Source organism: uncultured Negativicoccus sp. (assembly GCF_902480485.1).
Lineage (GTDB): Bacteria > Bacillota > Negativicutes > Veillonellales > Negativicoccaceae > Negativicoccus > Negativicoccus succinicivorans.
The window spans coordinates 13,898-27,684 of record NZ_CABSTC010000011.1 but is presented as its reverse complement, the minus strand read 5'-3'; the positions used below and the strand labels follow the sequence as shown (position 1 = coordinate 27,684).

15 protein-coding genes and 1 tRNA gene are annotated in these 13,787 nt (G+C 54.2%); 5 read left to right on the top strand and 11 right to left on the bottom strand.

Annotated features, from left to right (window positions below; genetic code table 11):
* Positions 1-201: 201 nt before the first annotated feature.
* From RDN69_RS01690 to RDN69_RS01680, 3 genes are all read right to left on the bottom strand, one after another.
* Positions 202-543 carry a hypothetical protein gene (locus RDN69_RS01690; RefSeq protein ID WP_288218169.1) on the bottom strand — a complete coding sequence of 114 codons (342 nt, stop codon included), beginning with the start codon at positions 541-543 and terminating at the stop codon, positions 202-204.
* Between the two features lie 89 nt (positions 544-632).
* Positions 633-965 carry a hypothetical protein gene (locus RDN69_RS01685; protein WP_288218168.1) on the bottom strand — a complete coding sequence of 111 codons (333 nt, stop codon included), beginning with the start codon at positions 963-965 and terminating at the stop codon, positions 633-635.
* Positions 966-1,212: 247 nt separating this feature from the next.
* On the bottom strand, positions 1,213-2,472 hold the full coding sequence (locus RDN69_RS01680) for a hypothetical protein (RefSeq protein ID WP_034437052.1): 1,260 nt from the start codon (positions 2,470-2,472) through the stop codon (positions 1,213-1,215).
* Between the two features lie 286 nt (positions 2,473-2,758).
* On the opposite strand from RDN69_RS01680, the gene RDN69_RS01675 reads away from it, so the two are divergent.
* From RDN69_RS01675 to RDN69_RS01660, 4 genes are all read left to right on the top strand, one after another.
* The gene (locus tag RDN69_RS01675; protein ID WP_024048274.1) at positions 2,759-3,331 is read left to right on the top strand and encodes a xanthine phosphoribosyltransferase; all 573 of its coding nucleotides are present in this window, start codon (positions 2,759-2,761) and stop codon (positions 3,329-3,331) included.
* 75 nt (positions 3,332-3,406) lie between these two features.
* Entirely contained in the window at positions 3,407-4,057 is a 651-nt protein-coding gene (locus tag RDN69_RS01670) for a hemolysin III family protein (RefSeq protein WP_273259407.1), read from the top strand.
* A complete protein-coding gene (tadA, locus tag RDN69_RS01665) occupies positions 4,054-4,524 on the top strand; it encodes a tRNA adenosine(34) deaminase TadA (protein WP_081944105.1) in 471 nt (156 codons plus the stop codon). Before RDN69_RS01670 ends, tadA begins: the two co-directional genes overlap by 4 nt.
* 101 nt (positions 4,525-4,625) lie before the next feature.
* Positions 4,626-4,717 (top strand) — tRNA-Ser (locus RDN69_RS01660).
* A 122-nt stretch (positions 4,718-4,839) separates the two neighbouring features.
* Here RDN69_RS01660 and RDN69_RS01655 read toward each other — a convergent pair.
* Positions 4,840-5,121 (bottom strand): stage VI sporulation protein F, encoded by a 282-nt coding sequence (locus tag RDN69_RS01655; RefSeq protein ID WP_024048287.1) that lies wholly within the window; start codon positions 5,119-5,121, stop codon positions 4,840-4,842.
* 183 nt (positions 5,122-5,304) lie between these two features.
* On the opposite strand from RDN69_RS01655, the gene RDN69_RS01650 reads away from it, so the two are divergent.
* Complete coding sequence (locus RDN69_RS01650) at positions 5,305-5,760, top strand: hypothetical protein (RefSeq protein WP_024048286.1); 456 nt, start codon at positions 5,305-5,307, stop codon at positions 5,758-5,760.
* Positions 5,761-5,852: 92 nt separating this feature from the next.
* Here RDN69_RS01650 and RDN69_RS01645 read toward each other — a convergent pair whose 3' ends face one another.
* The 7 genes from RDN69_RS01645 to trmB form a co-directional block, all read right to left on the bottom strand.
* Positions 5,853-6,749: a stalk domain-containing protein gene (locus RDN69_RS01645; protein WP_034437058.1), complete on the bottom strand. Its 897-nt coding sequence runs from the start codon at positions 6,747-6,749 to the stop codon at positions 5,853-5,855.
* An 87-nt stretch (positions 6,750-6,836) separates the two neighbouring features.
* Positions 6,837-7,436: an ECF transporter S component gene (locus RDN69_RS01640; RefSeq protein ID WP_024048283.1), complete on the bottom strand. Its 600-nt coding sequence runs from the start codon at positions 7,434-7,436 to the stop codon at positions 6,837-6,839.
* A 183-nt stretch (positions 7,437-7,619) separates the two neighbouring features.
* Positions 7,620-9,683, bottom strand: a complete 2,064-nt coding sequence (gene fusA / locus RDN69_RS01635; RefSeq protein ID WP_024048282.1) for an elongation factor G — start codon at positions 9,681-9,683, stop codon at positions 7,620-7,622.
* 68 nt (positions 9,684-9,751) lie between these two features.
* On the bottom strand, positions 9,752-10,279 hold the full coding sequence (locus RDN69_RS01630; protein ID WP_024048281.1) for a hypothetical protein: 528 nt from the start codon (positions 10,277-10,279) through the stop codon (positions 9,752-9,754).
* 144 nt (positions 10,280-10,423) lie between these two features.
* Positions 10,424-11,680: a uracil permease gene (gene uraA / locus RDN69_RS01625; RefSeq protein WP_034437059.1), complete on the bottom strand. Its 1,257-nt coding sequence runs from the start codon at positions 11,678-11,680 to the stop codon at positions 10,424-10,426.
* Positions 11,681-11,820: 140 nt separating this feature from the next.
* On the bottom strand, positions 11,821-13,128 hold the full coding sequence (locus RDN69_RS01620) for an FtsW/RodA/SpoVE family cell cycle protein (RefSeq protein WP_052098604.1): 1,308 nt from the start codon (positions 13,126-13,128) through the stop codon (positions 11,821-11,823).
* Complete coding sequence (gene trmB, locus RDN69_RS01615) at positions 13,109-13,783, bottom strand: tRNA (guanosine(46)-N7)-methyltransferase TrmB (RefSeq protein WP_034437061.1); 675 nt, start codon at positions 13,781-13,783, stop codon at positions 13,109-13,111. The genes RDN69_RS01620 and trmB overlap by 20 nt, the downstream gene beginning before the upstream one ends.
* Positions 13,784-13,787: the final 4 nt, after the last annotated feature.

Genomic DNA, 13,787 nt, shown 5'->3' with positions numbered 1-13,787 from the left:
ATAAATTAAAGAAAATTTGCGCAGACGAGTTTTCCGATATCCGACGCGCCAGTCGGAACACTCCCGGAATATCATTTTGACCGGAAGCATTGGCGTAAAAATGTTTTACTTTTAGCCGAGGACCTGATCTATTTTTACAGATAAACAAGTCGCAAAATGCGGCACAAAAAAACAGCTCCTTGCGGAGCCGTTTTTTATTTGTTATTGCTGTTCTTTCGCAGCCTTTGTATTCAGACGATGCTTCAAGTAGTTACGCCCGACCATCACCCGATACTGAGCCTTGCCGTTATCCGACGTGACGAATACGACTTCAAATACATGCTCGCCGTATTTCTGCGCCAAATATTTCTCCGCCGCTTCACAAGCCTCTTGCGGCCGGTAGCCTTCAAAATAGCCACGCAACTCTTTCTGATCCTGCGCGCTCAGACGTTTCGTGCAGTCCACGAACACGCCGCGCGAATCGGGTTGCGGCGGTACAATTTGCGCGTCGTAAGCGCCGTTAAAATAGTTGGCATCGGCTTGCATGTACTGGCCCATGCGCACGCCGTACTCATTGTAGTAGGCGCGACCGTCGGTGTAACCGTTCGGCGTTTCACCGGCTTGGCGCGGCTGTACGCCTTTCGCCGCCGGAATTACTTGTTTTTTTCGGAGTTCTCCTGCTTTTTTTCCGGCGCTACCTGCGGCGGCATGTTCGGATACATATCTTTGTTTTCCGCCATCTTGTCCGTCATCGGTCTGGCGTCCGGATCAAAGTAACGAGCGTCCGCCTGCATGTACTGGCCCATGCGTACGCCGTGTTCATTGTAATACGCCTGACCGTCGGTATAACCGTTCATGGTTTGCCCTGCGGCATACGGTTGTACGCCTTGCGCCGCCGGCGTAACCTGTGCCGGAGCGTTGTCCGCGGCCAATACGCTGCCGCTGATTGCTGCCAATGCAGCCATTGCGAGTAATGTCTTTTTCACCTTGCTTCCTCCTTTGTACGTCTGTCACAGGAATAAAGATTCCTTTCGGTTGACCGCCAATGCAGTCTATTTTCCAAGAGCCGGACAGACCTTCTACTTCTACTTCTACTTCTACTTCTACTTCTACTTCTACTTCTACTTCTACTTCTTTCATTATACGTTTCGCGTCAAAAAGCGTCAAATATTCCTTCCGTTAAAAGTAAACATATCGTTTTCAAGCGGCCGCTTAGCACCGGTCTTATTCCGTTCAGTCGTCCGCGCGACCGCGTCCCGGCCATCCGTCGACGCCTTCCAGGATATCCCAAATGATTCGACCGACACCGTCTTCCAACCATTCCGGGCGACGGTCGTCCGCACGATCACTTGCGATTTCGATGCGATAGACATGCGCATTCACGCGTTCGTAACTGACGTCGTAGGCTCGATAGCCGTACGCGCGTTCCAAGTAACGTTCCACATCGGCCGCCGCGTGCTGCGCCAGCCGCTCCGCATCCCGACCTGTCGCGTAGCTGTCCAAGATGCGACGAATTTCACTGCGATCGCGATTTGTCAAATCCGACGTGCGATCGCGCAATTCAAAAATGACATCGACTTTCTGCCGATCGCCTTGTTTGGCTTTCACATCAATACGGAATTCGAAGCGATTTTTATGCCCGGTCTGCACGCGCACCACATCGACATCGAAACGATCGCGGCCGTACGTTTGGTCCAGGTATTCTGCGACGGCCTGTTTAGCCGCTGCGGCATAACGGCGCGCGAAGCGGTCTTCATTGGCGCCCGTCCTCAGACCGTCGGTCGCGTCCTGAATACGTTCCGCGATGAGCCATTGATCGCGGTGCGTCAATTGGCCGGAGAAATCACGCAAATTATAGTCCGCGGAGAAATAATATTCCCGTTGCGTGTCTTGGTAGTTTTTGTCGCCCCGCACGATGACCCGATACGCATTGCTTGCGAGCCACTTCGTTTCCACTCGGTAGTGGCGGCTGCCATAAGCACGATCCAAATAATGCTGGACGGATTGACGCGCCTGTTCCGCAAGTTTCGCGGTCGTGTCGCCGGCCGTGTAGCGACCGAGCAAACCGCGAATGTCGGAACGCTGCGTTTCCGTCAGCGAATTCGTTTCATCTTCAAATTCAAGAATCATGTACGCGGGCGCGTTCTGATCTTTCGCATGCGCGCGCCGGTTATCATCGTAACGTACATACAGATCTAATCGACCTGAGCGCGTCCGATCCGCCGCAGCGACGTCATACACGTCACGACCGTAAGCGGAATCCAGATACCTTTCGAGCTCGTCTTCCAAACGATTCATATCGCGTTCGGAAATACGGCCGCCCGCATACGGACGCGCCGCGCGGTTCAAGTGCACGCGGTCACGGACCGACAGGCTGCCCGTCTGATCGACTACGGAAAACGCACGGACATCATAGTAATCCGCGGCAAACGCGCTGCCCGCGACGCAAAGAAGCGTCAACATCGATACTAATGTTTTTTTCGTTCGTTTCATCAAAGTCCCTCCTCACCGGGAATACGGTCTCACAGAACCGTCACCATTGGGAAACGTACTTGGCTTTGTCTATATTTTAGCACTCTTCGGTAAAAACCTCGCAAAGACGCGCCATTTTTGAGCCTTTTCTAATGTTTAAAACGCACTTCATCCTTTTGTTTCCAGACTTCTTTGTCATGTCAGGCGCCGACAACTTGACGGACTTTTTTTATTTTGTGATAATTTAAATTAATATCCTGTCACGTGTAGTCAGCACGCGTCACCAACGTAGCGAAAAGAGGTCAGCATGAACCAGTTAGAAACAAAAATTCAAACCGAAGGACGCATCATTGATAACCGCATTTTGAAGGTCGACAGCTTCATCAATCAGCAACTCGATCCCGATATCTATCGGGAAATCGGCGTGCGCATGGCGGCGCAGTTCGCGCAAAGCAATGTCACGCGCATTTTGACGATCGAAGCCAGCGGCATCGCGGTGGCGCTCGCGACCGCGTACGAATTGCATTGTCCCGTCGTCTTCGCCAGAAAGCAAAAGCAAAGCGCGTTCAGCGATGAGCTCTATGTGACGAAAATTCATTCGTACACTAAAAACACCGATTACCATGTGACCGTCTCCAAAGAATTCTTACCCGCCGGAGAATCGGTGCTGATTGTCGATGATTTTCTCGCGCGCGGGGAAGCAAGCTTCGGCCTGGCGCGCCTGGTCGAGTCCTCCGACTCCAAGGTCGCCGGCATCGGCATCGTAATCGAAAAAAGCTTTCAGCCGGGCGGCCGACTGCTGCGCGAGGCCGGTTACGATTTACATTCGCTCGTGAAAATTAAAGCCTTTACGAATAACCAAGTCGTTTTTGACGAGTAACGATGGTGTCGACAGAGCCTCGCTGGCGGCAGCATATACATTCGGAAGGCACAGTTTTCTTTGGCGGAGGTTTCCATGACACGTGAACTTCGCGTGGAAATCGGTAATATTGTCACTCATGCGCTCGGCATCATCATAAGTATTATCGCGCTCGGACTCGGCGTTTGGTCGCTTTGGCAGTCCCACGCCGCGCCGCTTGCGCATGCCGCTCTTTGGGTATACGGTCTGTGCGCGGTCGCGTTGTACACCGCCAGCACCGTGTATCACAGTTTATTCGCCGCGCCCTTGGCGCGCAAAGTGGCGCGTTGCTTTGACCATGCCGCGATTTATCTGATGATCGCCGGCTCGTACACGCCGTTTTTGTGGATCGCGCTGCCCAACCGCGGCGGTTTCACCTGGAGTATTGTCATTTGGGGAATCGCCATCGTCGGGATCGTTTTCAAAGTCTTTTACGCGGGGCGTTTCAAAACGATCTCCACGCTTTTATACCTGGCGATGGGCTGGCTCGCCGTCGTCATGTGGCCGGATCTGACCGCGACCCTGCCGCCCGCCGCGATTCATTTATTGCTCGCCGGCGGCGTCGTCTATACATTGGGAAGTATTTTTTATCTCTGGCAAAAGCTTCCTTACCAGCACGTTATCTGGCACGCCTGCGTGTTGGCGGGAAGCATCCTGCAGTGGCTTGCCATTCAATTGTATGTACTGCCTTTGGGAGGACTGCTTTGAGCGACGAACAGTTTATGCGCCAAGCGCTGGCGCTCGCGGATCGCGCCGCGGCCGTCGGGGAAATTCCTATCGGCGCCGTTGTCGTGTGTGACGGCAAGGTGGTCGGCAGCGGTTACAACTTGCGCGAATCCATTCCCGACGCCACCGCGCACGCGGAAATGATCGCGCTGCGGGAAGCTTGCAAAAACTTGCAACGCTGGCGGCTTTCCGACTGCACGCTCTACGTCACGATCGAGCCGTGTCCGATGTGCGCGGGCGCGATCGTCAACAGCCGCATCAAGCGGCTTGTCTACGGCGCCGCCGACAGCAAAGCGGGCGGTGTTGAAAGCATCTTTCGCATTGCGGATCATGACGCGCTTAACCACCAAGTCGAAATCCGCGCGGGTGTGTTGGAAGATGAATGCCGGCAAAAAATGAAAGATTTCTTCCGCGCCCGCCGCGCCGCCAAAAGCGCTGACGCCAAATGAAAGCGCGGCCGTATTACGCTGCCATGAAACAAAAATTGACTTGATTCTTACCGTTATGGTAAAATATTTTTATCGTTTGGTGCAGATGTGCCGAACGATAGGGAGAGGTGTCCGAGCTGGCCGAAGGAGCCTGACTCGAAATCAGGTAGGCGGCAACCCCGTCTCGTGGGTTCAAATCCCACCCTCTCCGCCATGAAGATACGCGCGACGATGTCGCGCTTTTTTCATTTATAAAAATGAGCACACAAAAACGCACGGCCGCGACCGTGCGTTTTTCAGGGGGGGTACTGCTGAGCAAATTATAAGCCCTTTCCTTTAGGGCAAAAAGTCTTTTAACTTGTTCAAAGTCTCGTTGTTACCGAGTGCGGCGCCAAGTTGCTGTCCCGATGTGATAACCATTTGCGTCATTTCCTGCGTCTGTTCTTCCGTGAGCGGCGCGCCGGTTACTTTCGCGCCGACCGTTTCAACCAGGGAACGAACTTGCGCTTCGTAATCCGCCTGATTGATTTCGCCGGCTTTAAAACGGCGATACAGGTCCTGTACCTTTTCCATATCGATTTGCTCGGTCAGTTGACGCAACATTTCCATTTTCTCCATACGTTTCACTCCTTTGTGTGAACCGCCGCCACCGGCGCCGCGTCCGGGCGACAAATAATACAGATCACGCGGCTTCACTTGTATTATACCACCGGCAGACAGCTCGCACCGGAACTTGCCGTTTCATACGGGTAAGGTTACAATAAAGAAAAAGCAAATTTTCATAGCCAAAAAGGAGATATTATGCGTCATTTTTCAAAATGGACGGGCGTAGTGCTGGCGGCGCTGCTTTGGGTCGGTGCAAGCGCGCAAGCGGCAAATGAGCCCTGGCAGGGAAATCCCGAATATCCTTTCGTTGTTGCCCATGATAACGTGGTCGTCTATCAGGACAACGCGTCACTGAAATTTTTGCAATTCACGCCGGAAGGCGTGATGTGGCGCATCGACCTGGTGACGGTTTTACCGGTGACCGATCCGAACTCGATTGCGCGTGTCGATCGGATTTGGTATCGCAAAATGAATAATGAGCCGCTGGATCGCGTCTACGTCAAACTCAAAGAAGATGCCCCTTGGGGCCGACTCGATCTCGCCAATACCGACGCGTACAATTTATTGCTGCGCGAAGGTTTTCTTGCCAGCTGGGATTTGGTGTACGGCTATCCGTATCCGATTCCGCGCGCCGTGTTGGACAATAAATAAAGGGGAACGCATTACCAAGTCAGAGTAAAAAATTATCTTTTCAGATAATAAAAAAGCACCTCGCGCGAGGTGCTTTTTGCATGCCTGTTTTTTTATTTGTCTGCCGACGTCAAGGCCCGCCAAATGGTTTCCAAAACCTGCGCCGGTGCATAGGTCGTACCGTCTTCCACCACAATGTGATCGACGGTCGAGGTTTCACCGTTCGCCATAACTTGCGCCTGTTCGGCCGCCGGATACAAGACGATTTCCACGACCTTAGCATCACGCGTCACACTGATAGTGCGCGTTGCATCATTCCAACCGATGTCGGCGCCCGCTTGCGTCAACGCGTCGCGCAAGGCATACACTTGCGTGCCGTCAGCGAGTGTTTTCGCCGTGCCGAGATCGATTTTGTCTGCGTCCGCTTTGGCCGTGTCCGCGGAGTCGGCCGGCGTCTCCATCGTGACTCTGCCGAAGATCCAAACCTTTTCCGGATTCGTCTGCGGAGGAAGGCTCAACGTCGCTGTCGTGTAAAGCGCAAGCAGCGGATTTCCTAATACATACTTGGTCGAAACCGCCTGCCCCGTAAGATCGGTCACTTTGTCCGGTACGCTGAGGAGTACCAAACGTTCATGAGCGCCGCTGCCGTTTTTCGCAAAATAATCCAAATCTACCGCGTACTTGCTGTCCGGATGCGCAACCAGCAAGGCCGGCTTCTCAGCCGCCTCTTTTTTGTCCGCAGCTCGCGTGAAAAATTGGATATCGTCCCCCTTTTTCCACGCGACTTTATCGGCCGCGACGAATTCGCCCGTCGCGGCATCCATGACGCGAATACCTTGCGTCGGAACTTGCGCTTTTTCCTTTTCACCTTGTACCGTCAGCACGCCGCCGTCTTTCACTTCAACGATCTGCGCGCGCTGCATTATGTAGCCGAGAGCTTGCGCCTGCGCTACCGCCGGCATGGCGAACGCCACCAGCAAGGCCATGACTAACCAACCGATTCGTTTCATAGTATCCTCCTTTTGCGATCTCATCGCTTTATGTCATCGTACCACACGCGTTTCATAAAGCGTTTAAGAGGACGTTAAAAATGTTTTTCAGATACGTGTCGTCGCGGCGGCGCTTTTTTGCATTTTACTGCGATCGCGAATCAGCGCCTGTGTCAATTCCGGCAAAGCGCGGCGCACGGCGGGATACAAAACGGCCAACAGAATAAATGTCGCCGGCGCGCACAGGAGGCTGGCAATGAATACGTTACCGGCGGAACCGACCGCCATCGGGAACGGATAGCCCAGCACAAAATATTTGAATGTCGAGCGAATCAACGGTTCAACCACCGCGAAAATCGTGAACGCCACCGCCGAAACCGTCAGCGCCATCCATTTCGTTTCCCCGTAGCGCGCTCGCCACCAATCCGCACCCGCGCCGGCCAGGTATCCGAGCACCGCAAACGACAGAAACGTCGGCAACGCGCTCGTTATATAACCCGCCAGCAGATCTGCCATCGTCAGTCCGACGGCGCCGGCGAGCGCGCCGTACCAACGACCGGTGAGTAACGCTCCGATCAAAATAAAGGTATAGCCGAAATAGACTTTACCGGTCAGGCCGAAGGCCATCGGCACCTCAATGCGCAGGTACACAAAACAAATCAATGCGGCGGCCGCCATCAGCGCCGCCACGGTCATACGTCGATGCATAAATACTACCCCTTTTCGTAAAAATTTACCGTTTCTTTACTCAACTATACGGGGTAAACCGACCGCCGACAAGGACAGACAGCACACGCTTTTCATGACAGATTTTATTCTCCTGTGCTTTTTACCGCAAATAAAATAAATGAACCAATAAAAAAGACCGCCGCAGCGGTCTTTTTTTGTTTCTTATTCTTCTTTTTCTGCCGTGTACGCGTCGATGATTTCCTGCGCTTCTTGGAACGGCACCTGTTCGTACTGGTAAAATTCCATGTTGAACGTGCCGCGCCCCTGCGTTTGCGAACGCAGTTCCGTCACGTAGGAGAACATTTTGCCCAACGCGACCTGCGCGCGCACCACGGATTCGCCGCCGCGCTCGCCCGGTTCCATGCCGAGGATCCGGCCGCCTTTCGCGGAAAGATCGCCGACGATCGCGCCCATGTATTCATCGGGCACGAATACGTTCACGTTGTACACCGGCTGCAACAATATCGGTTGCGCCTGCGGAATAATCTTGCGCAGCGCCAGCGAGGCCGCTACTTTGAACGCCATTTCCGACGAGTCGACCGAGTGATACGAGCCGTCGTAGAGCGTGACGCGCACGCCGATCATCGGATAGCCCGCGATCATGCCTTTCGCCAAGGTTTCCCGCGCGCCTTTTTCGACCGCTGGAATATATTGACGCGGTACGGCGCCGCCAAAAATGTCATCAACGAATTCAAAGTCTTCCGTCGTCGGTTCGACGCGCAGGAAGACGTGACCGTATTGACCATGACCGCCGCTTTGTTTCTTGTGTTTACCTTCGCCTTCCGCCTTGCCCAGGATCGTTTCCCGATACGGTACTTTCGGCTCGACGACGCGCGCTTTGGTGCCGTACTTGCGTTCAAGTTTGCCGAGATTATGCTGCAGATGAATTTCACCCATTGAATACACCAAAGTCTGCCGCGTTTCCGGATCTTTTTGCGTGACAAAGGTGGGGTCTTCTTCCGCCAACCGGAGCAAGCCGGCGGCGAGTTTTTCTTCATCGCCTTTGCTTTCCGGTTCGACCGCTACGATGTACAGCGATTTCGGGAAACGCACCGGTTCATATACAACCGGGAAACCCGCGTCGGAGAAAGTATCGCCCGTTTTCGCTTCGAGTTTGGGGATCGCGATGATGTCGCCCGCCGTCGCCTGCGCTAACGGAATCTGCTGTTTGCCGACGGTCGTGTACATTTTCGTAAAGCGTTCCGTCAGATCCTGCGTCTGGTTGATCAGCTTGTCGCCTTCACGCAAGGTGCCAGAGATAATCCGAATGTAGGATAATTTACCGGCAAACGGATCGATGACGGTCTTGAAGACAAACGCGCTGAACGGATTGTCCGCATGCACCGTGACGCTCGTTTCCGTCTTGGGATTCGTGCCTTCCATCGTGCGCGCGGAAGCGTCCGGCATGTAGCGGATAATGCGATCCAGCATTTTATCCAAGCCGATTTTCGCCAGCGCCGAGCCGATCATGACCGGCACAACGCGACCGCTCTTCATGCCTTCGCGCAAACCGAGGCGAATTTCTTCGACCGTCAGTTCGCCGCCATCCAAATATTTTTCCAGTAGAATGTCGTCGCCTTCCGCGGCCGCTTCAATCGCCATGTCGCGTACTTCCGACGCGCGCGCCTGCCATTCTTCCGGAATATCAATTTCCGTTTCCTGACCGTTTTCCCAAACGGTCGCTTTCATTTTCACGATATCAATGATGCCGTGGAAATCTTTGCCTTCACCCAACGGCAAGTGCAACGGCATGACGCTTTTACCGAAACGTTCGCGCATTTCGGCAAGGGTCTTGTCGTAATTCGCCTGTTCGGCGTCCATTTTATTGATAAAAATCATCCGCGGCAGCGCCAGTTCGTCACCGTAATCCCACGCGCGCTGCGTGTCCACTTCGACGCCCGATTCGGCGGAAACGATAATGAGGATGCCGTCGCACGCGCGCAAGGCCGCCCGCACTTCACCGGAAAATTCACCGTAGCCCGGAGTATCGATGAAATTCAGCTTGTAACCTTTCCATTCGCAGGGCGCGATCCCCAATTGAATCGTGACATTGCGTTTGATTTCTTCGGGCTCAAAATCGAGAACATGTTTATTATCGGCGCCTGTGCCGACACCTTCGATCGCTCCGGTCGTTGCGAGCAAATTTTCGACCACGGCTGTTTTACCTGCCCCGTCGTGCGACAGGACCGCCACATTACGAATCTGAGAACCTGCATAATCTTTCACGATACCGCCTCCTCAAAGCATTCTGTTAGTGACTTATTTCGCCGTTCACTGCGCTTTTCCTTTATTTCTTAGAAAAAGTCGCCGTAACGGTTTTTATAATGTTCGCTCATTTCGCGATCATTGCGATAGGTACGGAATGTCTGTTCCTCCGCATCCTGGTAACGGATGCGGTACAGCGTCTCGGGTGAAAATCCGTCCACGCGCAAGCGATACAGCTTATCTTCGCCCGGCACCGGCAACGGCGCGGAAATAATTTTCACATTATCGCTGATGTGGAAATTCCGCTGCGCGAGTGCGACGGCGTCCGGCTGTGTCATGTCCGCGGGAAGAGGTTTCGCCATGCGGACTTCGACTGTCATGAAGTCGACCGCCATGACCCAACGGATCTGATTATCCGCCTGCACTACAGTCGCTTCAGCAGACGGCGTCGCGACCGCTTCCGGCGCGACTACGACCACCGGCGCGTAGGTCTCTGCATGTTGTTGTGGCAACGGCGGTAACGGCGGCAGTAATCTATGATTGCTCGGTCCCGCCTGCGCAAACGCGGCGGTAACGGCAAAGGTCAATCCCAATGTCAAAACGGGTAATTTTCGCATCAATAATGCCTCCTTTTCTGTAATTATACCAAAGGCATGAAAACATCGCTTTGACGTGCTTTATACGCGAATATGAACCCTGTACAAACAACGTCCGGGAAGTATTTCCGGACAATAAAAAACGCACCGCAGTGCGTTTTTTATTTATTCTTGCGGACGAAAGCCGCGGAACAAGCGCAGAACGATCGCAATCACCATCGCGACGACCGTCGCCAACGCCATTCCCTTCAAGTGGAACGGACCGAAGTTCAACACCGCGCCGGAAAGGCCGGTAATCAGCGTGACCGCGGTTAAAATCAGATTTTCCGGTTGCGTATAATCCACTTTCTGTTCGATCAGCATGCGCAAACCGGTGGTGGCGATGATACCGAAGAGAAGGATGCAGACGCCGCCCATGACCGGGGTCGGTATGCCGTGAATGACCGCGGAAATTTTGCCGATGAAAGAGCAGAGAATGGCGATGATGGCCGCGCCGCGAATGACCCACACGCTGTAGACGCGCGTGATCGCCATGACGCCGATATTTTCACCGTACGTCGTATTCGGCGTCGCCCCTACGATACCGGAGAGAATATTCGCGAGACCATCGCCCAAAAGCGAGCGCGACAGTCCCGGATCCGTCATCAAATCGCGGCCGACGACATGACTCGTCACCACAAGGTGTCCGATGTGTTCGGCGAAAACGACAAAGACTGCGGGCAAAATAATGATAATGGCCTGCCAGTTCCATTCCGGCATATACAGCGTCGGCACGGCGAACCACGGCGCCGCCGTGATCGCGTCCACATTCACGATACCGAGGAAGAGCGAGAGAATATATCCCGCGACTACGCCCATCAGCACGGGAATGACGCCCAAAAAACCGCGACCGAATAAAGATACCAAAATGGTCACGACCAAAGTGAAAATCGAAACGATCACGGCCAGTTGCGGATCCACCCCCGGAATGGGGTCGCCGACCAGTCCCGCCATATTCATCGCGCTCGGCGCTAATTCCAAACCGATGATCGCAACGATGGCGCCCATCGCCGCCGGCGGGAACAAAGTATCAATCCAGCCGACACCGACCTTTTTCACTAAAAAGGACAGCAAGACGAAACACAGACCGAAAACGATGAAGCCGCTCTGCGCGGCGCCGTAACCGAGCCCCATGGAAACGATCAGGGTGACCGGCGAGATAAACGCAAAACTCGAACCGAGGTACGCGGGTAAGCGCCCCTTACAGATCGCCATGTACAAAAGCGTGCCGATCCCGTTCATCAAAAGCGCGATCGAAGGATCAACCTTCAGCAAAAACGGTACGAGCACCGTCGCGCCGAACATGGCGAACAAATGCTGAATGCTCAGGGGTAACGTTTCCCAAATCGGTAATTTCTCGTCTACGTCCACATATTTTTTCATTGGTCTCCCCGTTTCATGAAAAAAGCTCTCTGTGCACAGAGAGCTTCGGATGTTGCGCCGGACCTGCTCCGACTCACAGGACTGAATAAGAGATACTACGCATCAGTATAGCAAGTTTTAAAAAGCTTGCCAAATACATTTCAACGCGGCGGCTGCCAGCGCCGATTCGGCGCGATTCCTTCCGAAAGCGCGCGAACTTTGGCCCAATGCGCTTCCCGCTCCTCCAGCTCGCGGGTTTTGCGTTCCACGCCCAAAATCATGCCGACGGAAATCAAATTCACGACCATCGCGGAACCGCCGTAACTGATAAAGGGCAGCGGCACACCCGTGACGGGTAAGACGCCGAGCGTCATCGCGGTATTGTACAACCCTTGCCCGACCAGCAACGTCACCAGTCCGTAGACCAAGTACGAACTGTAGTGGTCGCGCGCGCGGCCGGCGATTTTAAAGCCGGTAAATAAAAGCGCGAGAAAAGCAAGCGGAACAAAGACCGCCAGCCAAAATCCGGCTTCCTGCGCGAAGACCGCATACGCGAAGTCCGTGTGTTGCTCCGGCAGGTACGCGAATTTACTCAAGCCCTGCCCGAAACCTTGTCCCAAAAATCCGCCGGAACCGACGGCAATAATACTTTGCACGACCTGGTATCCGAGATCACGCGCGTAGCTGAACGGATCATACCAGGCGATAAGACGTTGCATGCGATACGGTGCGGCGATAACGCCCGCGACGAACAAGATCGCGGCCGCGATCAACGTACCGACAATTTCCAGCTGCGGCAAGCCCGCCAAAAAATACAGCAGAAGCGGCACGCCCAAGACCAAAATCACGGTGCCGAAGTCCGGCTGCAGAAAGATGAGCGCGCCGAACACCAACGGCCACAGCAGCGGCTGCCATTCCGCAAGAAAGATCTTCATGCGTTTCCACTGCTGTTTTCCGGCGGCTCCCAACGCGCCGCCCAGCGACTGCCAAAGCCGCACCGGCTCGCCGCGCTCAACACGCAGCGCAAGACCGGAGGCGGTGCACATAATGCCGACGAGTTTCGCCACTTCCGACGGTTGGAACGTAAATCCGCCCAGCGCGATCCACCGGCGCGCTCCGTTAACGGTCAGTCCCGCCACCTGCACGAGGAGCAACATCAGCACCGTGATCCCGATCCACAGCGTCATGCTCTTGCGCAGGTTCTGGTAATTAAACCGGTAAACCAGACCGCCGCAAATCGCGCCGAGCGCTAAAAACAACGCATGGCGAAACAGATCGGAGGCGATCCCCGCGGAACTGCGCAAATTCATATAAAAAGTGGAACTGAAAACATTCACCGTGCCTACGATCAGCAAAAACAGCACCACGACGAAAAACCAATCGCCGTAGCCGAACTTGCGCAGATGAAGTCGGTGACCGAGCGCGCCCCAAAAGCTCCGTCGGCTCTGCTTACGCGTTCTCTTCGTCATGGCCTTTCCTCTCCGGAACTACAGCTACCAAACGATAAATCGGTTGCCCTTTAGCGGAAAATTTCTGTTCGTATTCCGTGCGGACATTTTCCGCCGGTTCATTTTGATGCAAATCGTCCGTCACATCGCGCAGCGTCCAGCCGAGCGCTTGAAACTCTTCGATGGAAAAGTAAAATAAATCGTGATTGTCCGTCTTGAAATGGATTTCACCCTGCGGCGCCAAGAGCGTCGCATATTTTTCGAGAAAGCCGCGGTGGGTAAGCCGACGTTTGGCATGCCGCGCTTTCGGCCACGGATCACAAAAATTAAGATAAAAACGATCGACTTCGCCCGGCGCGAACACGTCTAACAGTTCGCTGATATCACCTTCAACCAGGCGCACATTGGCGAGCTCCGCCGCCGCTACCTTCTGTCCGGCGTAGTAGAGTACGCCGCGCTGCAACTCGATACCGATGATGTTCACATCTTCGTGCTGCGCCGCCAAGCCGGCAATAAATTGCCCTTTGCCGGTGCCGAGTTCGACCCACAGCGGGCGTTCACCGCGCGCGAAAATGTCCTGCCAGCACCCGCGGCAATTTTCCGGCCAGCCGATCGATAAAAAATCAGCGTAGTCGAGAATCGCTTCATCGATCCAGGGTTTTCTTCGTAAACGCATGTTG

What these genes read in the sequence shown, in the direction of transcription:
- RDN69_RS01675 (WP_024048274.1), top strand. Translation starts at nt 2,759, where the DNA reads ATGAACCAGTTAGAAACAAAAATTCAAACCGAAGGACGCATCATTGAT.
- RDN69_RS01620 (WP_052098604.1), bottom strand. Translation starts at nt 13,128, where the DNA reads ATGACGAAGAGAACGCGTAAGCAGAGCCGACGGAGCTTTTGGGGCGCG.
- RDN69_RS01645 (WP_034437058.1), bottom strand. Translation starts at nt 6,749, where the DNA reads ATGAAACGAATCGGTTGGTTAGTCATGGCCTTGCTGGTGGCGTTCGCC.
- RDN69_RS01640 (WP_024048283.1), bottom strand. Translation starts at nt 7,436, where the DNA reads ATGCATCGACGTATGACCGTGGCGGCGCTGATGGCGGCCGCCGCATTG.
- RDN69_RS01655 (WP_024048287.1), bottom strand. Translation starts at nt 5,121, where the DNA reads ATGGAGAAAATGGAAATGTTGCGTCAACTGACCGAGCAAATCGATATG.
- RDN69_RS01630 (WP_024048281.1), bottom strand. Translation starts at nt 10,279, where the DNA reads ATGCGAAAATTACCCGTTTTGACATTGGGATTGACCTTTGCCGTTACC.
- RDN69_RS01670 (WP_273259407.1), top strand. Translation starts at nt 3,407, where the DNA reads ATGACACGTGAACTTCGCGTGGAAATCGGTAATATTGTCACTCATGCG.
- uraA (WP_034437059.1), bottom strand. Translation starts at nt 11,680, where the DNA reads ATGAAAAAATATGTGGACGTAGACGAGAAATTACCGATTTGGGAAACG.
- RDN69_RS01650 (WP_024048286.1), top strand. Translation starts at nt 5,305, where the DNA reads ATGCGTCATTTTTCAAAATGGACGGGCGTAGTGCTGGCGGCGCTGCTT.
- RDN69_RS01680 (WP_034437052.1), bottom strand. Translation starts at nt 2,472, where the DNA reads ATGAAACGAACGAAAAAAACATTAGTATCGATGTTGACGCTTCTTTGC.
- trmB (WP_034437061.1), bottom strand. Translation starts at nt 13,783, where the DNA reads ATGCGTTTACGAAGAAAACCCTGGATCGATGAAGCGATTCTCGACTAC.